Genomic DNA, 19,288 nt, shown 5'->3' on the forward strand with positions numbered 1-19,288 from the left:
TGAACCTAAGAACCACGTGAGAGAATGTGAAATCTATGGTGCAGAAGCAGCAAGCACCGCATCAATCGGACGATAAAACCCAAGAAAAGTCCTCTAAACGCGGGGAGTATGCACCTACTGTGCACCGCAAATCACTGATTGCACATGTAGTGCTAGAAGTCATTGATGCACAAGGGTATGAAGCCGTGAGCCTAGCGCGTATCTCCGAGATGACGGGCATAGGTCAAACCTCCATTTCGTGCCATTTTCCTAGCCGAGATCACTTGCTGGTGCGTGCAAGAGCTGCTCACGCGCAAACACGCAGAGGAGCTCGGGCTTATCCGCCCACGTACGGAGCAGAATGCTTCCGGCGTTGACCACGCATTTAAAAATGCGGACTTATCCGATGATTCCATTGTGGGATTTGTTATCGATCAGTCGGTGGAGGGTTTTGCGCTGGGCGGCGACTGCACCGTGTACACCACAGGAGAATCTTTCTTGCTGGACTCCATTCGCGGTACGTATGCATTGCTGAGCGAAAGCCTCACGAGTGTGCCGCAATTAAAGAGCGGAGACATCGTGCGCATGGACAACAGTGGCTTCTTGGCGATGCAGACCTATCACAGACATCAAGTGCCAGAAGCGGGTCAAGGCTACGATGTGTGGAATCAGTTTAGACAGCCGGATGGCAGTCCTATGTATCCACAGCGTCCTTTGCTGATCGGCCCACTCTTCACACAATCCACGGGTTGCGCTCAGACGGGCGATATCCACGGCAAAATGATTCTCCTTCCGTCCATTTTGGATCGTGAAGCCTTCCCGTGGCAGGCGGATTGGTACTGTCGCCGCGTCGCGAACCCAGAGAACGTGCGCTTGTGGTACACCGACAATGCGCTGCATGCCGATGAGGATATTCAGGAAGATCCGTTGCATACGGTGAGCTATCTCGGCGCTCTCCAAGAGGCGCTCCTCCAGCTCAGCGATTGGGTAGAAAAGGACGCACCTCCAAGTAATACGTCTGCCTACGATGTCCACGATGGGCAGGTGACCCTGAGTGCTGATGCAGATGAGCATACCTGCGGCGGTGTGCAAGCGCGCGTAGAGCTGACAGTGAATGGGGGGGGGAAAAAAATCTGTTTATGTGCATCCGGGTGAGGAGGTGCAATTAGAAGTGAGCGCTTTTGCTCCGGATAATGCGCCGCTCTTGGACACCGTTGAGTGGAGTTTTGGGGAACAGAAAACCGCTATGACGCGGTGGAAAAACTAGAGAATCCACTGCAGTATGTCGAATCGAGGAAGTCTATGTCCTATAGAACAACTGGCACATATTTTGCAACGGTTCGCGTCAGCGGTCAGCGTCCAGAGAGAAAGGGGAATATAGATACGCGCATCTACAATCTTTCGCGGGTCCGCGTCGTGGTGGAATAGTTTCGTTTCCTCCACGGTATGAGTGTGTTTCTGTGTGCGATTATGTGGTGAGCGTAATCGCACACTTATTTGTAAGTTATGCGTGTCGAATTCCTAGATGCGTGTATTGTATTCACGTACTCATAACACATCCTATTTTTCTATGTCCTGTGATTGCATATTTTTCAATCATTTTTTAGCCTTTCATCGGCGGGCGAAAATTCGACACGCCCGGATGAATTAGGACATGGGTTGTGCTTAAATATATGAGTTGCCTGTTTTAGGCTCGCATGTTTTTATGCTTAATATCTTAAATAGCGAGCGTGGCAGCGGTAAGTGCCGCTAGCTACGCACTGATGGGGATTCGTCCATGAGGCGAAGTGCCGGATAGTGCTCTAAACAGGTTGGAAATGTATCGATCGCAAGAAAGGGCGGACGGCGAATGGCGGGACAGAAAATCCGCATCAGGCTAAAGTCCTATGACCATGAGGTCATCGACCAGTCGGCAAAGAAGATTGTCGAGACGGTCACGAACGCAGGCGCAACTGTAGTTGGCCCAGTTCCACTTCCTACTGAGAAGAACGTGTTTGTTGTTATCCGTTCTCCTCATCAGTACAAGGATTCTCGCGAGCACTTCGAGATGCGCACTCACAAGCGTCTTATCGACATTGTAGATCCAACTCCTAAGGCAGTTGATTCTTTGATGCGTCTTGATTTGCCTGCAGATGTAAACATTGAGATTAAGCTGTAGGGAGGGGAGAAATGGTATCTAAGAACAATCGTCAGGCATTGTTGGGCAAGAAGCTCGGTATGTCTCAGGTTTGGGATGAGAACGGTTTCTTCGTTCCAGTAACTTTGGTAGAAGTTGACACCAACGTTGTAACAGCAGTAAAGAACGAGGAATCTGACGGCTACAAGGCTGTTCAGGTGGCATTCGGCGCAATTGACCCTACTAAGGTAACCAAGCCATTGGCTGGTCACTTTGCTAAGGCAGGTGTAACTCCACGCCGTCACCTCGTAGAATTCCGCACCGATGACGTAGAAAACTACGAATTGGGTCAGGAACTTACAGCAGAGATTTTCCCTGATGGCGCTGTTGTTGACGTAACAGGCACCACCAAGGGTAAGGGCTTCGCAGGTACAATCAAGCGTTGGGGCTTCAAGTCCTACCGTCGTACCCACGGTTCTCACAAGAATGAGCGTCGTCCAGGTTCTGTAGGCGCATGCGCAACTCCAAGCCGCATTCTTAAGGGCAAGCGCATGGCTGGTCGTATGGGCCACAACACTCACACCACACTCAATTTGACCGTTGTATCTTCTGATGTGGAAAACGGCATTATTGCAGTAAAGGGTGCTGTACCAGGACCAAAGGGTTCTCTCGTTGTAGTACGTACTGCTGTGAAGGGAGCATAAGGTTATGGCAAACGTAACTTTGAACATCACCGATGCTAACGGTAAGGCAGCTGGTACAGTCGAAGCTCCTGTAGAGCTCTTCGGCATTGAGCAGGATGTTGTGCGTGCACACGTTCCACTCGTACACCAAGTTGTTATCGCTCAGCTTGCAGCTGCTCGTCAGGGCACTCATGCTGTAAAGAATCGCGCACGCATCTCCGGCGGCGGCAAGAAGCCATGGAAGCAGAAGGGTACAGGCCGTGCTCGTCAGGGTTCCATTCGTGCTCCTCAGTTCGCAGGTGGTGCAGTAGTTCATGGTCCAGTGCCACGCGACTACTCCCAGCGCACACCAAAGAAGATGAAGGCAGCAGCACTGCGCTATGTGCTTTCTGATCGTTTCAACGCAGGTCGCGTACACGTAGTTGATTTCGGTTTGGGTGAAACTCCATCTACAAAGACTGCTAAGGCAGCTCTTTCTATCGTGGACAACCGCTTCACCACCGTTGTTGTTTCTCGTGACAACATCAACGAATGGCTTTCCGTTCGTAATCTCACCTACGTACACGTGCTCTTCGCAGATCAGTTGAACACCTATGACGTAGTTACCGCTGAAGATGTCGTCTTCACCAAGGAAGGCTTCGAAGCTTTCGTTGCTGCTAAGACTGCTGTTAAGGAGGCCTAAGTCACATGGTCGCAATTCATAAGCCAGCACATGACATCATCATCAAGCCTGTAGTTTCTGAAAAGGCTTATGCTAACTCTGATCGCGGTCAGTACACCTTCGTGGTGGCTCCATCCGCAAACAAGATTCAGATCAAGCAAGCTGTAGAAGAAATCTTCAAGGTTAAGGTTACCAACGTAAACACTCTGAACCGTGCAGGCAAGCGTCAGCGCACCCGCACCGGCTTTGGTCAGCGTGCTTCTCAGAAGCGTGCAATTGTTACCATCGCTGCAGGTCAGACTATTGACATTTTTGGTAACTAAGCAGTAGCCGAGAAAGTTAGGAAAACATATTATGGCTATCCGCGTATACAAGCCAACGACTGCAGGTCGTCGTAACGCATCTGTCTCAGACTTCTCTGAGATTACGCGTTCCACACCTGAAAAGTCTTTGCTACGCAAACTCAGTAAGACTGGTGGTCGTAACTCTTACGGCCGTATTACAAGCCGTCACCGTGGTGGCGGACACAAGCGTCAGTACCGTCTCATCGACTTCAAGCGTTGGGACAAGGACGGCATCCCAGCAAAGGTTGCACACATCGAGTACGATCCAAACCGTTCTGCTCGCATTGCTTTGCTCCACTTTGCAGATGGTGAAAAGCGCTACATCATAGCTCCTGAAGGTATCAAGCAGGGCGACACCATCGAAACCGGCGCACAGGCTGATATCAAGCCAGGAAACAATTTGCCACTGCGCAATATCCCAACAGGTACCATCGTTCATGCTATTGAACTTCGTCCATTGGGTGGCGCAAAGATTGCACGTTCTGCTGGTGCTTCTGTACAGCTCGTTGCAAAAGATGGTAACTTGGCTCAGCTGCGTATGCCATCTGGTGAAATCCGTAATGTCGATGCACGCTGCCGCGCAACTGTTGGCGAAGTAGGTAACTCCGAACACGCAAACATTGAGCTCGGTAAGGCAGGTCGTGCTCGTTGGATGGGTAAGCGTCCACATACTCGTGGTGAATCCATGAACCCAGTAGATCATCCACATGGTGGTCGTACACGCGGTGGTAAGCCACCAGTGTCTCCATGGGGTAAGGGTGAGGTTCGTACCCGTCGTCCTAAGAAGGCTTCGAACAAGATGATTGTTCGTCGTCGTCCTAACGGTAAGAACCGCAAGTAAGGGAGTGTCGAAGAGATGACTCGAAGCATCAAGAAGGGCCCATTCGTCGACGCCCACTTGCAGAAAAAAGTCGACGCTCAGAATGAAAAGGGTACTCACGACGTCATTAAGACTTGGTCTCGTCGTTCCATGATTACCCCTGACTTCATTGGTCACACCTTTGCAGTTCACGATGGACGCAAGCATGTACCAGTGTTTGTCACTGAATCGATGGTTGGTCACAAGCTCGGTGAGTTCGCTCCAACGCGTACTTTCCGTGGCCACATTAAGGATGATAAGAAGGGACGCCGCTAAATGGAAGCTAAGGCAATTGCACGTCACGTACGCGTGACGCCACGCAAGGCTCGCCGCGTCGTTGACCTCATCCGAGGCAAGAAGACCAGTGAAGCCGTCACCATTTTGAAGTTTGCCCCACAGGCTGCATCCACTCCAGTACTCAAGGTACTCGAGTCCGCAATTGCAAATGCTCGTGTGAAGGCAGAACAGGCAAACGAACCATTCCGTGAGAATGATTTGGTAGTTGCAGCTACTTATGTTGATGAAGGTGTAACTCTGAAGCGTTTCCGTGCTCGTGCACAGGGTCGCGCAGGCCGCATCAACAAGCGCACTTCCCACATCACGGTCATTGTTGCAGATAAGGAAGGTGCACGCTAATGGGCCAGAAGGTTAATCCATTTGGTTACCGCCTCGGCGTAACCGAGTACCATCGCTCCAAGTGGTTCTCTGATTCCAACAAGCAGGGTGAACGTTATCGTGACTTCGTGCTTGAAGATGACAAGATCCGCAAGGCAATGAACAAGGATCTCGAGCGTGCAGGCGTATCTCGCGTAGTAATCGAGCGTACCCGTGACCGCGTGCGTGTGGACATCCACACAGCCCGTCCAGGTATCGTTATCGGTCGTCGCGGTGCAGAAGCTGATCGCGTTCGCGCAAAGCTGGAAAAGATCACCGGCAAGCAGGTTCAGCTCAACATTTTCGAAGTAAAGAATGCTGCAATCGACGCTCAGCTCGTTGCACAGTCTATTGCTGAACAGTTGGCAAACCGCGTTACCTTCCGCCGCGCTATGCGCAAGGCACAGCAGGACGCTATGCGTGCTGGTGCAAAGGGTATTCGTATCAAGCTTTCCGGTCGCTTGGGTGGCGCAGAAATGTCCCGTTCCGAGTTCTACCGTGAAGGCCGCGTGCCACTGCAAACTCTTCGTGCATTGATTGACTATGGCTTCTTTGAAGCAAGCACAACTTATGGTCAGATCGGTGTGAAGGTGTGGATCTACAAGGGCGACATGACAGAGAAGGAATTCGAAGAGCAGCAGGCTCAGCAGAACAACCGTTCTCGTCGTGGTTCTAACGACCGTCGCTCACGTCGTAACAACCGTGGTGCAGCTGCACAGCGTGGCGCACAGGAAGCTCAGGCTAAGACCGAAGCTCCTGCAGCTCCAGCTGAAACTGCAGAAGTAAAGGAGTAAGTTCGAATGCTTATCCCAAAGAGAACTAAGTACCGTAAGCAGCACCGTCCTGTTCGCTCTGGTATGTCTAAGGGTGGAAACGAAATCGCTTTCGGTGATTATGGTATCCAGGCTCTTGCTCCTGCTTACATTACCAACCGTCAGATTGAAGCTGCACGTATTGCTATGACCCGCTACATCAAGCGTGGTGGCCGCGTGTGGATCACAATCTTCCCAGATCGTCCTTTGACGAAGCATGCTCTCGGCGCTCGAATGGGTTCCGGTAAGGGTGCACCTGAGTTCTGGGTTGCTAATGTTCGTCCAGGACGCGTAATGTTCGAAATTTCAGGCGTTTCTGAAGAAGTTGCTCGTGAAGCACTTCGCCGTGCAGTGGACAAGCTGCCTATGAAGTGCCGCATCATTGCACGTGAAGGCGGTGACAACTAAATGGCAAATGCATCAGAATACTCGATCAACAATTTGAACGAGAAGACTAACGCAGAAATTGAGGACTTCCTCAAGAAGTCGAAGGAAGAGCTTTTCAACCTTCGCTTCCAGAACGCTACTGGTCAGCTTGAGAATTCATCTCGCATTAAGGCTGTTAAGCGTGATATTGCCCGCATGTACACTGTTCTTCGCGAACGTGAACTCGGCATCACCGAGTCCCCAGTGCAGGAATAGGAAAGTCTGAGGAGTAAAAATGGCTGAAAAGCTGGAACGCAACGCGCGTAAGGTCCGTACAGGCTATGTAGTGTCTGATTCTATGGACAAGACGATTACCGTTGAGTTGGAGCAGCGTTCAACCCACCCACTGTATGGTAAGGTTGTACGCAGCAACAGCAAGGTCAAGGTCCATGACGAGAACAACGACGCACATGTCGGCGATCTTGTTACAATTATGGAGACAAGGCCTTTGAGCAAGACGAAGCGTTGGCGTCTCAACGCTATCGTTGAGCGTGCTAAGTAAATAAGTTCGGCAAGGCTCCGTGTACACCTTCAGGTCACTACTGTTCAGTTTTTTTGGACAGGGCAGTGGTGGCCTTTGAGGTGTGCAGGGAGGACCAGCTCGGCTAAGGAGAATCAATGATTCAGCAAGAATCGCGACTTCATGTCGCCGACAACACGGGTGCTAAGGAAATCCTTGCAATTCGCGTGCTCGGTGGATCGAAGCGACGCTATGCCGGAATCGGCGACGTTATTGTCGCTTCCGTCAAGGATGCAATTCCTGGCGGTTCGGTTAAGAAGGGTGACGTAGTTAAGGCTGTCGTCGTCCGTACTGTAAAGGAACGTCGTCGTGCAGACGGTTCCTACATCAAGTTTGATGAGAACGCTGCGGTTATTCTTGGTAGTGGCCGCGAACCAAAGGGCACACGTATCTTCGGACCAGTTGGTCGTGAATTGCGCGATAAGCGCTTCATGAAGATCGTTTCTTTGGCACCGGAGGTGATCTAATGGTAGCTAAGATCAAGAAGGGTGACCTCGTGAAGGTTATCCGTGGTAAGGATCGTGGCGCAGAAGGCACCGTTCAGCGTGTACTTCCAGATGATCGTTTGATCGTTGAAGGCGTTCAGATTGTAAAGAAGCACATCCGTGCAACAGTGCAGGGTCAGCAGTCCGGAATTGTTTCCGTTGAAGCACCTATTCACCGTTCTAACGTAATGCTCGTAGATCCTGAAACCAAGAAGCCAACCCGCGTTGGTGTTGTGGTGAAGGAAGAAGCACGTGATGGCAAGGTAAAGCGTGTACGTGTACGCGTGGCTAAGAAGTCTGGAAAGGAGCTGTAATGAGTGAAGTAAATATCGAGGCTCCTGCAACTCCACGTCTTAAGACTCGTTACAAGGAAGAGATCATCCCAGCTTTGGAGAAGGAATTCGGCATTTCTAACCCAATGCAGGTACCAGGTGTACAGAAGGTTGTTGTTTCCATGGGTGTAGGTGCCGCTGCTCGCGACTCCAAGCTCATCGAAGGCGCTGTACGCGATCTCACCGCTATTACTGGTCAGAAGCCAAAGATCACTCTCGCAAAGAAGTCTGTAGCACAGTTCCATTTGCGTGAAGGTCAGGCTATCGGTGCTTTCGTTACCTTGCGTGGCGATCGCATGTGGGAGTTCTTGGATCGTCTTCTGACTTTGGCATTGCCTCGTATCCGCGATTTCCGTGGTATCAACGGAAACCAGTTCGACGGCAACGGCAACTACAACTTCGGTCTTACTGAACAGTCTATGTTCCACGAGATTGATCCTGATTCCATCGATCACCGCCGTGGTATGGATATCACAGTTGTGACCTCAACCAAGAATGACGAGGAAGGCAAGGCATTGCTTAAGCACCTCGGCTTCCCATTCAAGGAGGACTAAGAGATGGCAAAGACAGCTCTTAAGAACAAGGCTGCTCGCAAGCCAAAGTTCGCAGTGCGTGCTTACACACGCTGCGAGGTTTGCGGACGTCCACATTCCGTTTATCGCAAGTTCGGTCTCTGCCGCGTTTGCCTTCGTGATAAGGCACACCGTGGCGAGCTTCCAGGCGTAACGAAGTCCAGTTGGTAAATCGACGTTGAAGGTCCGCGGCCTGACGGCGGCGGAAACCACGACGAGGAAGGGCATCAGCCCAAATGACAATGACAGATCCAATCGCAGATATGCTTACACGTCTGCGTAATGCGAGTGCGGCAAAACACGAAACCGTGGACATGCCATACTCGAAGTTTAAGGCACATATTGCCGAAATCCTCAAGCGTGAGGGTTATATCGCTGATTTCACAGCGAAGGAAGCTCGTGTAGGCCAGACTCTTGAGATCACTCTCAAGTATGGCAACCACGGCGAGCAGAGCATTCAGGGTATTAAGCGTATTTCTAAGCCAGGTTTGCGTCGTTACGCAAAGTCTGACGCTCTCCCAATGCCACTTGGCGGCTTGGGTATCGCTATTATCTCTACCAGCTCTGGTTTGATGACTCAGAAGGAATGCCTTGAAAAGGGCATCGGCGGCGAAATCGTCGCTTATGTGTGGTAAGGAGGGCTTAAATTATGGCATCACATATTGGTAAGCTCCCTATCGCTGTTCCAGCAGGAGTAGAAATTACAATTAATGGAAACATCTTCCAGGCGAAGGGTGCTAAGGGCACCGACTCTTTCGAAGTTCCTGAAGGTATTTCCGTAGCAGTAGAAGATGGTCAGGTTGTCTTCACCCCTGAAGATGATGCTCGTCCAACACGTGCAAAGCACGGTTTGGCTCGCTCTCTTGCAGCAGGCATCATTGAAGGTGTATCCAACGGCTTCCAGAAGCGTCTTCTCATTGTTGGTACTGGTTACCGTGTAGTTGCTAAGGGCAAGAACCTCGAGTTCTTCCTGGGTTACTCCCACACCATTAATGTGGAAGCACCAGAAGGCATCGAGTTCGAAGTGGTCAATCCAAACGAACTCGTGGTAAAGGGTACTGACAAGCAGGCTGTTGGCCAGATTGCTGCAAACATCCGCAAGCTTCGTGCTCCAGAACCATACAAGGGCAAGGGCATCAAGTACGCAGATGAGCGCATCATTCGCAAGGCTGGAAAGGCTGGTAAGTAAATGACGGTTAAGATTTTTGGTAAGGGCAAGAACGTTGCTCGCTTGCGCCGTCACGCACGTCTTCGCAAGAAGCTCGCCGGCACTGCTGAGCGTCCACGCCTCGTAGTTACTCGTTCTAACCGCAACATGGTTGCTCAGATTATCGATGACACCAAGGGCATCACTTTGGTAAGCGAATCTACTTTGCACAACGACTTCGGTCCTTTCGAAGGCTCCAAGGTGGAAGCTGCAAAGAAGGTTGGCGAATTGGTTGCTAAGAAGGCACTTGCTGCGGGCATTACAACCGTAGTATTCGATCGTGGTGGCTACAAGTATCACGGTCGTGTGGCTGCAGTAGCTGAAGGCGCACGCGAGGGAGGTCTGCAGCTATGAGCGACAACGAAAAGGAAATCAACGTGGCTGAAGAGACTCAGACTACAGAGCAGGCTCCAGCAGCAGAAGAGCGCAGGGGTCGTCGCAGCAATCGTGGCGAAGGCCGTCGTGGTGAACGACGCAACCGCCGTGAGCGCAACGAACAGCGCGATGAGCTTCTCGATCGCGTAGTAACCATCAAGCGCGTAAGCAAGACCAACAAGGGTGGTCGTACCATGAGCTTCGCAGCTCTCGTCGTAGTGGGTGATGGAAACGGCACCGTCGGCGTTGGCTATGGTAAGTCTCATGAAGTTCCTTCCGCAATTGCTAAGGGACAGCTTGACGCTAAGAAGCATATGTTTACTGTTCCACGCGTACGTGGCACCATTACTCATCCAGTAATCGGTCACGAGTCCGCTGGTACCGTACTTCTCCGCCCAGCAGCTCCAGGAACTGGTGTTATTGCTGGTGGTGCAGTGCGTGCAGTACTCGAGTGCGCAGGTATTACCGACATCTTGTCCAAGGACATGGGTTCCGGTAATGCTATCAACACTGTTCGTGCAACTGTTTCCGCATTGAAGCAGCTCGAAGAGCCAGAAGAAGTGGCAGCTCGTCGCGATCTGTCCCTCTCTGAAGTAGCTCCAGATCGTCTTTTGCGTGAACGCGCATTGGGCATCGAAGAAGCTCGCAAGGCTCGTGAAGAGGCTCAGGCAGCAGCAAAGGACGGTGAGTAATGGCTAAGCAGCTTAAGATCACCTTGAAGAAGGGCCTCGTAGGCGCTACTCAGGTACAGAAGGACAATGTACACTCTCTCGGTCTTCGCAAGATTAACCAGAGCGTAGTACGTGATGACACTCCTGTATACCGCGGTATGGCAAACAAGGTTCGTCATCTTGTAACAGTGGAGGAGATTGACTAATATGGCAAACTCAAATGACGTCGATATCCTTCAGATGCATGACTTGCGTCCAGCTCCAGGTGCTAAGAAGTCCAAGACTCGCGTGGGTCGTGGTGAAGGCTCCAAGGGTAAGACCTCTGGTCGCGGTATGAAGGGTACGCATGCTCGTTATCAGGTTCGTCCTGGTTTCGAAGGTGGCCAGCTTCCACTTTACATGCGTCTTCCAAAGCTTCGTGGCTTCAAGTCCCCATTCAAGGTAGAGTTCCAGGTCGTCAACTTGGCTGACTTGGTCAACTCCTTCCCAAAGGGTGGCGAAATCACCGTTGAGGCTCTTGTTGAAGCAGGTCTTGTACGCAAGAACCAGCCAGTCAAGATTCTCGGTGATGGTGAAGTGACTGTAGCTTACACCATTAAGGGTGTAAAGTCCTCTGCATCTGCAAAGGCAAAGATTGAAGCAGCAGGCGGTTCTATTTCTGAAGATTAATTTCTTATAATTAAATACTTCATAAAGCAGTAATTCTGCCTTTTTGCAAGGTCCTTGACACGAAACAGTGTCAAGGACCTTATCTTTTGTTATAGTTGTTAGCAGTGTGTCTAAAAAATCAGGACACTTCAGGAGGAATTCAGTGAGAACACTTATTCAGGCGTTGCGTGCTAAGGAGTTGCGCAATAAGATTCTGTTCACATTGTTGATTGTGATTATTTACCGTATCGGTGCAGCTATCCCTACGCCTGGTATTGATTACAAGGTTGTGAGCGATACGGTTAAGAATGCAAGTAGCGGCGAAAACTTTGTGGCATTGGTGAACTTGTTCTCTGGTGGTGCTTTGCTCCAGCTTTCCGTGTTTGCCTTGGGCATTATGCCGTACATTACGGCTTCCATCGTCGTGCAGTTGTTGCGCGTTGTCATCCCACGATTTGAGGCTTTGCACAAAGAAGGACAGTCCGGTGAAGCAAAGCTGACAGAGTATACACGTTATATGACCATCGGTTTGGCATTCTTGCAGTCCACCACGATTTTGGTTACGGCACAAACCGGTGCACTATTTGGCTCTGCGGCCACAGGCAAGATCATCCCAGACAGCTCTGTGCACAACATGCTTTTCATGATCATTATTATGACCGGTGGTACGGGTTTGGTCATGTGGATGGCAGAATTAATTACCGATAAAGGCATTGGTAATGGTATGTCCGTGCTCATCTTCACCTCCATCTGCTCGGGCTTCTTGCCTCAGCTGTGGAATATTGGTTGGCAGAACGGTGAATGGACAAAGTTCGGCATCGTCGCAGGTACGTTGATTGTCGTCTTGATTTTCGTTGTATACGTAGAACTGATGCAGCGTCGAATCCCAGTGCAGTACACCCGTCGTATGATTGGCCGTAAGATGTACGGTGGCACCTCCACATACTTGCCATTGAAGGTAAACATGTCTGGTGTTATCCCACCAATCTTTGCATCTTCTATCCTTGCTATCCCTACTTTGATAGCACAGTTTGGCGATACCAACGCAGACTGGGTCCAGTGGATTAACACGAATCTTGCAAACTCCACCTCCATGTGGTACATCGGGCTATATTCCTTGATGATTGTGTTCTTCACCTTCTTCTATACGTCGATTACCTTCAACACGGATGAAACTGCAGATAATATGAAGCAGTATGGTGGCTTTATTCCAGGCATTCGTGCCGGCCGCGCTACCAGTGAATACTTGACTTACATTATCAACCGTTTAAATACGGTAGGCGCTGTGTACTTGCTCTTCGTGGCATTGATTCCAACGGTATTGATTCTGGCATTGAGCATCGGATCCCAGTTGCCATTCGGTGGTACTACCATTTTGATTATCGCTGGTGTTGGTTTGGATACCCTGCGTCAGGCACGTGCGCAGACCGAACAGTTCCAGTATGAGCCTTTCTTGAGTGTGGGCACAGATGGCGAAGGTAAGAAGAAGCCTGCAAAGCACTCTGACAAGAAAGACAAGACAGCAGATACCGTAACCGAAACGGTTGAAGACAATTCTCAGGATTCTCAGGCTGACATAGAAGCACAGAATGAATCCGCAGAAACAACTGAGGAGTAAAATATGCGTTTGTTAATTATGGGACCACAAGGTGTGGGCAAGGGTACGCAGGCGGCTAAGCTGGCGGAGCACTTCTCCATCCCTGCTATTTCCACAGGTGATATCTTCCGCTACAACTTGAAGAACCAGACCGAGCTGGGAAAGCAGGCTCAAGCCTTCATCGATAAGGGCGAACTTGTGCCAGATGAGCTGACCAACAGCATCGTAAAGGATCGTTTAGCTCAGGACGACGCTCAGAACGGATGGATTCTCGACGGTTATCCACGCAATGCTTCTCAGGTTGAGGCATTGGATAAGATGTTGGAAGAATTGGGTACACCGCTTGATGCGGTGGTGGCTTTGGATGCAGATCATGACGTGCTGATGGAGCGCATGATGAAGCGTGCAGAAATCGAAGGCCGCGCAGACGATACTCCGGAAGTTATCGCCAAGCGTCTGGATGTTTATGCACAGGAAACAGCTCCATTGCTGGATATCTACAAGCAGCGCGGCATCCTCGTTGCTATCAATGGTGTGGGCGATATCGACGAAATTCACAAGAATATCGTTTCTGAGCTGACCAAGTAAGCTCACATTCACTTCTGAAATCTTCCTGAAGAAAGGGCACAGGCTGGAGAGTCTGTGCCCTTTCTTGTTTTGTGACGGGGTGAGGCATGTCTATTCGTTGTTTCCTAGGCATTCTTAGGTCGTGAACGCCTTTCTGGGGCTCTACTTGTCGCCATGGAAAGTCGTGTATGATGAAAACATGAGTGGTTTAGTTATTACAATTATTATTCTTGCGATTCTTATCGTCGCAGTTTTATGGGTTATTGGCGTGTACAATAACCTCGTCAGCCTGCGCAATCGCGTAGGGAATGGCTGGGCACAAATCGACGTGCAGTTGAAGCAGCGTTCCGACTTGATTCCAAATTTGGTCAACACCGTCAAGGGATACGCCGCACACGAATCCAACGTCTTTGTGCAGGTAACACAGGCTCGCTCGGCTGTGAAAGCAGCAGAAGAGTCCGGAAACATCGCACAGCGTATGGATGCCGAAAATGCTCTGGGCCGTGCGATTGTCAATGTGTTGGCCGTTGCGGAAGCCTATCCACAGTTGCAGGCCAATACGAACTTCATGGATTTGCAAAATCAGCTGAAGACTTTAGAAGAAAAGATTGCATACTCTCGTCAGTTCTACAATGATGTGGCATTGAAGATGAATAATGCGGTGGAAATTTTCCCCAACAATATCGTGGCAGGCATTTTCCACTTCGAAAAGGCAGAATATTTCAAGGTCGAAGGTGCAGATCGCGAAGTACCACAAGTTCAGTTCTAGATAAGTCTAGATACTCCTCGAGAAGATTTCGCTCATGTTTGATTCATTAAAATTAAATGCTCGCGCACTGTTGGGCGGCATCAGCGGTGCGCTGGTATTTATTGTCATTTTTGTGGTTGCGAACTGGAGTGGGAACTTCTTTGATGACGAGTCTGAGTCAGGGGCGCAGCTCACCTATACGAATTTGGCATACACCGCGCGTGTGCAAAGCAATGGCGATTTGCACATTCAGCAGAATGTGACCATTGACCTGAAAAAACGTGGCTCTCCGTGGCGTCAGCTCTACCAAACGTATACTTTGAAGAGTTCAGATCTGACGAATATTGAAGATATTTCGGTAAAAAACCTGACCACTAATCAGGATTATACGCGAGCGAGCTACGTGGATGTCGATACAGATACGCATGGCTACACAAATTGGGATGAGCAGGCAGCGGGCACGTGGTATTTCAGAAACCTCGCCGATGATAGTGATATTGAGGATAGTAATGGTCTGCCTGTAACCACAAAAGACGCCGTAGAAGCCACCAGCGAAAAGGTCGAATTAGGCTGGAACATCCCCTTAACCGATGCAGGCACTCAAAGTTTTGAAATTAATATGACGTTCAAAAATATGGGTACCGCATATCAAGATGGCGTGTACTCCATGTGGGAGCCGATTAGTGCGGAGAATCAAATCCCTATCGCACATCTGGAAGGCGATATTTATTATCCGGATGAGGCGAGCCAGAATTGGACCTGGATGCATTACACCGGTAATGGCATGACCGCCAAAGTGGGTGACCGGCAGATGCATTTTTCGGCGGATAATATCGAGCCAGAAAACTATGTCGATTTCGTTATGCTGTATCAAAGCGATGCGAGCGATTATCTCAGCGCCATTGCACGTCACGATGACACACAGACCGTCGCAGAAGTGCGCAGCACAGAAGGCGCATTGGCCGATCAGTGGCAGTCTAAACAGGTGCGGGCCGCACGCATGAGACTGGCGGTGCTTGCAGGAGTGGTGGTTCTGGGCCTTCTTCTGATTTTCTGGCTCGTCAGTGGAGCGCGAAAATCGAGGAAAAAATCGCAATATACGGGAAATATCGAATACTTCCGCGAGCCTGTGCCTATTTCGCCTGCGGCAGCGGCCAAGCTGTATGCCGTCCTTCAAGGAAAAAAGAGTACGGACAAAAAGACCACACGTAATGCCTTGAGCGCTACTATGCTCTCTTTGCTGTCCAAAAAAGCTATTTTTATCTTGCCTGGCAGAGCACATAATTACATGGCAGTTCCTCTGGACGTGAATACAGCAGGTAGCATAGACGCCACGATAAGGGGTGCATTCCGAGGAGAAAGCACTGCAAATCAGCCGATGAATAATAGCATTCGAGGCTTGAACTATGCACTGTCCGAGGTAAATGCAAGAAAATCCAATCAGGGCATGACCTATATCCTCTCACGGGATTCCTTTAATGAGGACTTTGCGCGTCGGCATCATCTCAGCGAATCCGAAAGATTCCTCTTGCGTGTGTTGCAAAATGTTTCCCACGAAAGAAATAGCCTAATTATCGACAATAAAGATATTAAAAAGGTTTCAGGGGACTATGACAAGGGTCGTGCCTTCGATGTGCAGTATATGTTTACGAGCTTTACATCGGAGTTTGAATCCCTGCATCTCGTCAAAGGTACAGGGGCGCTCAAGTCCTTTCCTATGACCATAGGCACATTTTATGCGGCATTTATGGCATTTGGAGCCCAGGTTGGCGGGTATTTCGCGGCCTATATGATTCTGGGCACGATTATGGCTTTCTTTATTGGCTTAGCGCAGGTGTATGGTACGGACTCCATGCTGTATAACACGGAAGATGTGCTCATCGGACAGGTTCAGGGGTTGGCACGCTACCTGGATGACTTCAGCGATTTTCGTGATCGCGGGGTGGAAGATATGGTGCTGTGGGATCGATACCTTGTCTATGCGGCGGCATTTGGCATGAGCGAAAAAGTGGCAAAGACGATGCATGATATGGTGGCCGCGCAGCAGCAGATGGATCCGGATGCTGTGGTGGCGATGCCGTATACCTCTACGCAATGGATGTGGATGCCATACTACAGTAGTGGCTTTGGGGATACCTCCACGACTATGGGCGCTCGCGGATTTAGTGGTTTCAATGCGGGACCAGACTTCTCCAGCTTCAGTAATTTCGTCACCTCCTTTAATAACAGTCTGGGATCTATCCAAAGTGACTTTAGTACGGCTATGAATGATCCGTCTGCGTCCAGTGGCTCCGGCAGTGGAGGGGGAAGTTTCGGCGGCGGAGGCGGCGGCGGAGGCGGCGGCGGCTTCGGCGGTCGCTAAACCGACAAGCCGTGCAAATCCAGTCTTTCGTTATTCATCTGTGAGGAAGAAAAGCTGCGGCGGGAGGCTGACGATGCTAGTATTTTAGTCGCATACGATGCATATAATTGTGTATGCAAGAAATGTACGCGGACTACTTGAAACTGGTCCGCGTATTCTGTTATTATTTAATGTTGGTGTGTTTTCATAAGAAAGCACTCTAGTAATCAAGCGAGGAATGAGGCCAATGGCTAAAGATGGTGTGATCGAAGTCGAAGGAACAGTTGTAGAGGCTTTGCCTAATGCAATGTTCCGTGTCGAATTAGAAAACAAGCATATCGTATTGGCTACAATTTCGGGAAAGATGCGAAAGAACTACATTCGCATTCTTCCTCAGGATCGTGTGGCACTCGAAATGAGTCCATATGATTTGACTCGCGGTCGTATTACATACCGTTACAAGTAAAGGAAAGCCCCATGAAGGTTAGCCCAAGTGTGAAGCGTATCTGCGACTCTTGCCGTGTGATTCGCCGTCACGGTCGCGTAATGGTAATCTGCAGCGCAAACCCACGTCATAAGCAGCGTCAGGGCTAGTTACAGGTCACAGCGACCATATTAAAGGCGCTAAATCACAGCATTGCTGAGTAAGCAAGGTTGAACCCCAAGTACGGAGGCTTGGGCCGCATAAAGGCGGGAGATTTAGTGCACGACCCCCGTAGAAACAGAAAAGGAATTCGAAGATGGCACGTCTTGCCGGAGTCGACATCCCTAATGAGAAGCGCATCGAAATTGCTCTCACCTATATTTTTGGTGTAGGACGTACTCGCGCTAAGGAGACACTCGAAGCAACTGGTATCAATCCTGATACTCGTGTAAAGGATCTGTCTGACGAGCAGCTCATTCAACTTCGTGATTACATCGAAGGCAACTACAAGATTGAGGGTGATTTGCGTCGTGAAATCGATGCAGACATTCGTCGTAAGATTCAAATCAATTCTTATCAAGGTATGCGTCACCGCCGTCACCTTCCTGTACGCGGTCAGCGCACCAAGACTAACGCACGTACCCGCAAGGGTCCAAAGCGCACAGTTGCTGGAAAGAAGAAAGCTACTAAGTAGTACATAAGCCACGCGGTAACACGCATCGCTTAATGACATATAAGCTATAAGGAAATGAGGGTCTCTCATGGCAGCTGCAAAGCAAGCCACGCGCAAGCCTCGTCGTAAGGACCGCAAATCGGTTCCAGTCGGCCAAGCGCATATTAAGTCCACATTCAATAACACTATTATTTCCATCACAGATCCTTCAGGTGCAGTTATCTCCTGGGCTTCTGGTGGAGATGTAGGCTTCAAGGGCTCCCGTAAGTCCACGCCTTACGCAGCAGGTATGGCAGCAGAAGCTGCTGCTCGCAAGGCTCAGGAACACGGAGTCAAGAAGGTTGATGTATTTGTAAAGGGTCCAGGTTCCGGTCGCGAAACCGCTATCCGTTCCCTCCAGTCTGCAGGTCTCGAAGTTGGTTCTATCTCCGACGTGACCCCACAGGCACACAATGGCGTACGCCCTCCAAAGCGTCGCCGCGTCTGAGCACAAGACAGACAATTTATTAGTCCAACCCGCGAAGATCAGAAAGTGCACACTGATCTTAAGCTGAAAGGATACGAAGGTGCTTATTGCACAGCGTCCGTCACTGACAGAGGAAGTTATCAATCCTCAGCGTTCACGCTTCACCTTTACTCCATTGGAGCCAGGCTTTGGCTACACCCTAGGTAATTCATTGCGTCGTACGCTTTTAAGCTCCATTCCAGGAGCTGCAGTGACATCGGTTCGCATTTCCGGTGCTTTGCACGAGTTCACAACTCTGCCAGGCGTTAAGGAAGACGTAACCGAAATCCTCCTCAATATCAAGGGAATTGTGCTCACGAGCGAATACGACGAGCCGGTTGCAATTTACTTGCACAAGAGCGGCGAAGGGGAAGTTACCGCCGGTGACATCACTGAAGTTGCAGGCGTCGTTGTCGCAAATCCTGATTTGCACATCGCAACTCTTGCAGAAGATGGCGAATTGGAGATTGAGTTCACAGTTGAGCGTGGTCGCGGTTACGTGCCAGCTCAGATGAATAAGCAGGAAGGTGATGAAATCGGCCGCATTCCTGTCGATTCCATTTACTCTCCAGTGCTTAAGGTGAGCTATAAGGTCGAAGCTACCCGCGTTGATCAGCGCACAGACTTTGACAAGCTCATTCTTGACGTAGAAACAAAGCAGGCAATTTCTCCTCGCGATGCTATCGCTTCCGCTGGAGCTACCTTGGTAGAGCTCTTCGGTCTCGCACGTGAGTTGAATGTAGAAGCTGAAGGTATTGAGGTTGGCGCTGCTCCAGTAGTAGAAGAGGCTGACCCTGAACTTGAGATTCCTATTGAGGACCTCAATCTTACCCAGCGTTCCTACAACTGCCTGAAGCGTGAAGGAATTCACACTGTAGGAGAACTCGTCAAGCGCACTGAGCAGGATCTGCTTGATATTCGTAATTTTGGTATGAAGTCCATTGATGAAGTTAAGGAAAAGCTCGAAGCTCGTGGTCTTTCCCTCAAGGCTTCTCCATTGGGATTCAACCCAGTTGATCTCGAGGGTGGCACATTCTTTACTCCAGACGATATGTAATAAGCCTTTCAACCTGAACAGGTTGAATTTAT

33 protein-coding genes are annotated in these 19,288 nt (G+C 50.1%); all 33 read left to right on the forward strand.

From position 1 onward, the window contains the following. The first annotated feature begins 35 nt into the window (after positions 1-35). Positions 36-356, forward strand: coding sequence for a TetR/AcrR family transcriptional regulator (locus D570_RS09745; RefSeq protein WP_083907407.1), 321 nt, complete (start codon positions 36-38; stop codon positions 354-356). After that, complete coding sequence (locus tag D570_RS08905; protein ID WP_018143412.1) at positions 274-1,134, forward strand: hypothetical protein; 861 nt, start codon at positions 274-276, stop codon at positions 1,132-1,134. Before D570_RS09745 ends, D570_RS08905 begins: the two co-directional genes overlap by 83 nt. A 147-nt stretch (positions 1,135-1,281) precedes the next feature. Beyond that, a complete protein-coding gene (locus D570_RS09705; RefSeq protein WP_306718441.1) occupies positions 1,282-1,407 on the forward strand; it encodes a hypothetical protein in 126 nt (41 codons plus the stop codon). Positions 1,408-1,828: 421 nt separating this feature from the next. Continuing rightward, entirely contained in the window at positions 1,829-2,137 is a 309-nt protein-coding gene (gene rpsJ / locus D570_RS0105620; protein WP_018143413.1) for a 30S ribosomal protein S10, read from the forward strand. Between the two features lie 11 nt (positions 2,138-2,148). Next, positions 2,149-2,799 carry a 50S ribosomal protein L3 gene (rplC, locus tag D570_RS0105625; protein ID WP_018143414.1) on the forward strand — a complete coding sequence of 217 codons (651 nt, stop codon included), beginning with the start codon at positions 2,149-2,151 and terminating at the stop codon, positions 2,797-2,799. A gap of 4 nt (positions 2,800-2,803) precedes the next feature. Continuing rightward, positions 2,804-3,460, forward strand: a complete 657-nt coding sequence (gene rplD, locus D570_RS0105630) for a 50S ribosomal protein L4 (RefSeq protein ID WP_018143415.1) — start codon at positions 2,804-2,806, stop codon at positions 3,458-3,460. A 5-nt stretch (positions 3,461-3,465) separates the two neighbouring features. Beyond that, positions 3,466-3,762 (forward strand): 50S ribosomal protein L23, encoded by a 297-nt coding sequence (gene rplW / locus D570_RS0105635; protein ID WP_018143416.1) that lies wholly within the window; start codon positions 3,466-3,468, stop codon positions 3,760-3,762. A 31-nt stretch (positions 3,763-3,793) separates the two neighbouring features. Continuing rightward, the gene (rplB, locus tag D570_RS0105640) at positions 3,794-4,624 is read left to right on the forward strand and encodes a 50S ribosomal protein L2 (protein ID WP_018143417.1); all 831 of its coding nucleotides are present in this window, start codon (positions 3,794-3,796) and stop codon (positions 4,622-4,624) included. Positions 4,625-4,639: 15 nt separating this feature from the next. Beyond that, positions 4,640-4,918, forward strand: coding sequence for a 30S ribosomal protein S19 (rpsS, locus tag D570_RS0105645; RefSeq protein WP_018143418.1), 279 nt, complete (start codon positions 4,640-4,642; stop codon positions 4,916-4,918). Next, complete coding sequence (gene rplV / locus D570_RS0105650) at positions 4,919-5,278, forward strand: 50S ribosomal protein L22 (RefSeq protein ID WP_018143419.1); 360 nt, start codon at positions 4,919-4,921, stop codon at positions 5,276-5,278. Continuing rightward, positions 5,278-6,090: a 30S ribosomal protein S3 gene (gene rpsC, locus D570_RS0105655; protein ID WP_018143420.1), complete on the forward strand. Its 813-nt coding sequence runs from the start codon at positions 5,278-5,280 to the stop codon at positions 6,088-6,090. Before rplV ends, rpsC begins: the two co-directional genes overlap by 1 nt. A gap of 6 nt (positions 6,091-6,096) precedes the next feature. Beyond that, positions 6,097-6,516, forward strand: coding sequence for a 50S ribosomal protein L16 (gene rplP / locus D570_RS0105660; RefSeq protein ID WP_018143421.1), 420 nt, complete (start codon positions 6,097-6,099; stop codon positions 6,514-6,516). After that, complete coding sequence (gene rpmC / locus D570_RS0105665; protein WP_018143422.1) at positions 6,517-6,750, forward strand: 50S ribosomal protein L29; 234 nt, start codon at positions 6,517-6,519, stop codon at positions 6,748-6,750. It begins immediately after the preceding gene. A 19-nt stretch (positions 6,751-6,769) separates the two neighbouring features. Beyond that, on the forward strand, positions 6,770-7,036 hold the full coding sequence (gene rpsQ / locus D570_RS0105670) for a 30S ribosomal protein S17 (RefSeq protein ID WP_018143423.1): 267 nt from the start codon (positions 6,770-6,772) through the stop codon (positions 7,034-7,036). 116 nt (positions 7,037-7,152) lie between these two features. Continuing rightward, positions 7,153-7,521, forward strand: a complete 369-nt coding sequence (rplN, locus tag D570_RS0105675) for a 50S ribosomal protein L14 (RefSeq protein ID WP_018143424.1) — start codon at positions 7,153-7,155, stop codon at positions 7,519-7,521. Further along, the gene (gene rplX, locus D570_RS0105680; RefSeq protein ID WP_018143425.1) at positions 7,521-7,853 is read left to right on the forward strand and encodes a 50S ribosomal protein L24; all 333 of its coding nucleotides are present in this window, start codon (positions 7,521-7,523) and stop codon (positions 7,851-7,853) included. Before rplN ends, rplX begins: the two co-directional genes overlap by 1 nt. After that, complete coding sequence (rplE, locus tag D570_RS0105685) at positions 7,853-8,425, forward strand: 50S ribosomal protein L5 (RefSeq protein ID WP_018143426.1); 573 nt, start codon at positions 7,853-7,855, stop codon at positions 8,423-8,425. Before rplX ends, rplE begins: the two co-directional genes overlap by 1 nt. Positions 8,426-8,428: 3 nt before the next feature. After that, complete coding sequence (locus D570_RS0105690) at positions 8,429-8,614, forward strand: type Z 30S ribosomal protein S14 (protein ID WP_018143427.1); 186 nt, start codon at positions 8,429-8,431, stop codon at positions 8,612-8,614. Between the two features lie 65 nt (positions 8,615-8,679). After that, entirely contained in the window at positions 8,680-9,078 is a 399-nt protein-coding gene (gene rpsH, locus D570_RS0105695) for a 30S ribosomal protein S8 (protein WP_018143428.1), read from the forward strand. 14 nt (positions 9,079-9,092) lie between these two features. Continuing rightward, entirely contained in the window at positions 9,093-9,632 is a 540-nt protein-coding gene (gene rplF, locus D570_RS0105700) for a 50S ribosomal protein L6 (RefSeq protein WP_018143429.1), read from the forward strand. Further along, on the forward strand, positions 9,633-10,004 hold the full coding sequence (gene rplR, locus D570_RS0105705; protein WP_018143430.1) for a 50S ribosomal protein L18: 372 nt from the start codon (positions 9,633-9,635) through the stop codon (positions 10,002-10,004). Next, a complete protein-coding gene (gene rpsE, locus D570_RS0105710) occupies positions 10,001-10,717 on the forward strand; it encodes a 30S ribosomal protein S5 (protein ID WP_018143431.1) in 717 nt (238 codons plus the stop codon). Before rplR ends, rpsE begins: the two co-directional genes overlap by 4 nt. Next, positions 10,717-10,902 carry a 50S ribosomal protein L30 gene (gene rpmD / locus D570_RS0105715; RefSeq protein ID WP_018143432.1) on the forward strand — a complete coding sequence of 62 codons (186 nt, stop codon included), beginning with the start codon at positions 10,717-10,719 and terminating at the stop codon, positions 10,900-10,902. The genes rpsE and rpmD overlap by 1 nt, the downstream gene beginning before the upstream one ends. Before the next feature lies 1 nt (position 10,903). Next, positions 10,904-11,365, forward strand: a complete 462-nt coding sequence (gene rplO / locus D570_RS0105720) for a 50S ribosomal protein L15 (protein ID WP_018143433.1) — start codon at positions 10,904-10,906, stop codon at positions 11,363-11,365. 142 nt (positions 11,366-11,507) lie between these two features. Continuing rightward, on the forward strand, positions 11,508-12,962 hold the full coding sequence (gene secY / locus D570_RS08615) for a preprotein translocase subunit SecY (RefSeq protein ID WP_018143434.1): 1,455 nt from the start codon (positions 11,508-11,510) through the stop codon (positions 12,960-12,962). 3 nt (positions 12,963-12,965) lie between these two features. Beyond that, on the forward strand, positions 12,966-13,529 hold the full coding sequence (locus tag D570_RS0105730; protein ID WP_018143435.1) for an adenylate kinase: 564 nt from the start codon (positions 12,966-12,968) through the stop codon (positions 13,527-13,529). A gap of 178 nt (positions 13,530-13,707) precedes the next feature. Beyond that, positions 13,708-14,277 carry a LemA family protein gene (locus tag D570_RS0105735; protein WP_033377135.1) on the forward strand — a complete coding sequence of 190 codons (570 nt, stop codon included), beginning with the start codon at positions 13,708-13,710 and terminating at the stop codon, positions 14,275-14,277. A 34-nt stretch (positions 14,278-14,311) separates the two neighbouring features. Beyond that, positions 14,312-16,618, forward strand: a complete 2,307-nt coding sequence (locus D570_RS0105740; RefSeq protein ID WP_018143437.1) for a DUF2207 domain-containing protein — start codon at positions 14,312-14,314, stop codon at positions 16,616-16,618. Positions 16,619-16,844: 226 nt separating this feature from the next. Then, positions 16,845-17,063: a translation initiation factor IF-1 gene (gene infA, locus D570_RS0105745; protein WP_018143438.1), complete on the forward strand. Its 219-nt coding sequence runs from the start codon at positions 16,845-16,847 to the stop codon at positions 17,061-17,063. An 11-nt stretch (positions 17,064-17,074) separates the two neighbouring features. Further along, entirely contained in the window at positions 17,075-17,191 is a 117-nt protein-coding gene (rpmJ, locus tag D570_RS09335; RefSeq protein ID WP_083907409.1) for a 50S ribosomal protein L36, read from the forward strand. A gap of 146 nt (positions 17,192-17,337) precedes the next feature. Next, positions 17,338-17,715 (forward strand): 30S ribosomal protein S13, encoded by a 378-nt coding sequence (gene rpsM / locus D570_RS0105750; protein ID WP_018143439.1) that lies wholly within the window; start codon positions 17,338-17,340, stop codon positions 17,713-17,715. Between the two features lie 67 nt (positions 17,716-17,782). Continuing rightward, the gene (gene rpsK / locus D570_RS0105755; RefSeq protein WP_018143440.1) at positions 17,783-18,181 is read left to right on the forward strand and encodes a 30S ribosomal protein S11; all 399 of its coding nucleotides are present in this window, start codon (positions 17,783-17,785) and stop codon (positions 18,179-18,181) included. A 79-nt stretch (positions 18,182-18,260) separates the two neighbouring features. Next, positions 18,261-19,256 carry a DNA-directed RNA polymerase subunit alpha gene (locus D570_RS0105760; RefSeq protein WP_018143441.1) on the forward strand — a complete coding sequence of 332 codons (996 nt, stop codon included), beginning with the start codon at positions 18,261-18,263 and terminating at the stop codon, positions 19,254-19,256. Positions 19,257-19,288: the final 32 nt, after the last annotated feature.

It is taken from the genome of Alloscardovia criceti DSM 17774 (genome assembly GCF_000376885.1).
GTDB classification, from domain to species: domain Bacteria; phylum Actinomycetota; class Actinomycetes; order Actinomycetales; family Bifidobacteriaceae; genus Alloscardovia; species Alloscardovia criceti.

Coding starts and splice junctions, on each gene's coding strand:
- rpsC (WP_018143420.1), top strand. CDS start 5,278: ATGGGCCAGAAGGTTAATCCATTTGGTTACCGCCTCGGCGTAACCGAG.
- rpsK (WP_018143440.1), top strand. CDS start 17,783: ATGGCAGCTGCAAAGCAAGCCACGCGCAAGCCTCGTCGTAAGGACCGC.
- D570_RS09705 (WP_306718441.1), top strand. CDS start 1,282: ATGTCCTATAGAACAACTGGCACATATTTTGCAACGGTTCGCGTCAGC.
- D570_RS0105740 (WP_018143437.1), top strand. CDS start 14,312: ATGTTTGATTCATTAAAATTAAATGCTCGCGCACTGTTGGGCGGCATC.
- rplR (WP_018143430.1), top strand. CDS start 9,633: ATGACGGTTAAGATTTTTGGTAAGGGCAAGAACGTTGCTCGCTTGCGC.
- rplF (WP_018143429.1), top strand. CDS start 9,093: ATGGCATCACATATTGGTAAGCTCCCTATCGCTGTTCCAGCAGGAGTA.
- D570_RS0105690 (WP_018143427.1), top strand. CDS start 8,429: ATGGCAAAGACAGCTCTTAAGAACAAGGCTGCTCGCAAGCCAAAGTTC.
- D570_RS0105730 (WP_018143435.1), top strand. CDS start 12,966: ATGCGTTTGTTAATTATGGGACCACAAGGTGTGGGCAAGGGTACGCAG.
- rplB (WP_018143417.1), top strand. CDS start 3,794: ATGGCTATCCGCGTATACAAGCCAACGACTGCAGGTCGTCGTAACGCA.
- rpsH (WP_018143428.1), top strand. CDS start 8,680: ATGACAATGACAGATCCAATCGCAGATATGCTTACACGTCTGCGTAAT.
- rplP (WP_018143421.1), top strand. CDS start 6,097: ATGCTTATCCCAAAGAGAACTAAGTACCGTAAGCAGCACCGTCCTGTT.
- rpsJ (WP_018143413.1), top strand. CDS start 1,829: ATGGCGGGACAGAAAATCCGCATCAGGCTAAAGTCCTATGACCATGAG.
- rplO (WP_018143433.1), top strand. CDS start 10,904: ATGGCAAACTCAAATGACGTCGATATCCTTCAGATGCATGACTTGCGT.
- infA (WP_018143438.1), top strand. CDS start 16,845: ATGGCTAAAGATGGTGTGATCGAAGTCGAAGGAACAGTTGTAGAGGCT.
- rplC (WP_018143414.1), top strand. CDS start 2,149: ATGGTATCTAAGAACAATCGTCAGGCATTGTTGGGCAAGAAGCTCGGT.
- rpsS (WP_018143418.1), top strand. CDS start 4,640: ATGACTCGAAGCATCAAGAAGGGCCCATTCGTCGACGCCCACTTGCAG.
- rpmD (WP_018143432.1), top strand. CDS start 10,717: ATGGCTAAGCAGCTTAAGATCACCTTGAAGAAGGGCCTCGTAGGCGCT.
- rplV (WP_018143419.1), top strand. CDS start 4,919: ATGGAAGCTAAGGCAATTGCACGTCACGTACGCGTGACGCCACGCAAG.
- rplD (WP_018143415.1), top strand. CDS start 2,804: ATGGCAAACGTAACTTTGAACATCACCGATGCTAACGGTAAGGCAGCT.
- D570_RS0105735 (WP_033377135.1), top strand. CDS start 13,708: ATGAGTGGTTTAGTTATTACAATTATTATTCTTGCGATTCTTATCGTC.
- rplE (WP_018143426.1), top strand. CDS start 7,853: ATGAGTGAAGTAAATATCGAGGCTCCTGCAACTCCACGTCTTAAGACT.
- rplW (WP_018143416.1), top strand. CDS start 3,466: ATGGTCGCAATTCATAAGCCAGCACATGACATCATCATCAAGCCTGTA.
- rplN (WP_018143424.1), top strand. CDS start 7,153: ATGATTCAGCAAGAATCGCGACTTCATGTCGCCGACAACACGGGTGCT.
- rpsM (WP_018143439.1), top strand. CDS start 17,338: ATGGCACGTCTTGCCGGAGTCGACATCCCTAATGAGAAGCGCATCGAA.
- rpsE (WP_018143431.1), top strand. CDS start 10,001: ATGAGCGACAACGAAAAGGAAATCAACGTGGCTGAAGAGACTCAGACT.
- rplX (WP_018143425.1), top strand. CDS start 7,521: ATGGTAGCTAAGATCAAGAAGGGTGACCTCGTGAAGGTTATCCGTGGT.
- rpmJ (WP_083907409.1), top strand. CDS start 17,075: ATGAAGGTTAGCCCAAGTGTGAAGCGTATCTGCGACTCTTGCCGTGTG.
- rpsQ (WP_018143423.1), top strand. CDS start 6,770: ATGGCTGAAAAGCTGGAACGCAACGCGCGTAAGGTCCGTACAGGCTAT.
- D570_RS09745 (WP_083907407.1), top strand. CDS start 36: ATGGTGCAGAAGCAGCAAGCACCGCATCAATCGGACGATAAAACCCAA.
- rpmC (WP_018143422.1), top strand. CDS start 6,517: ATGGCAAATGCATCAGAATACTCGATCAACAATTTGAACGAGAAGACT.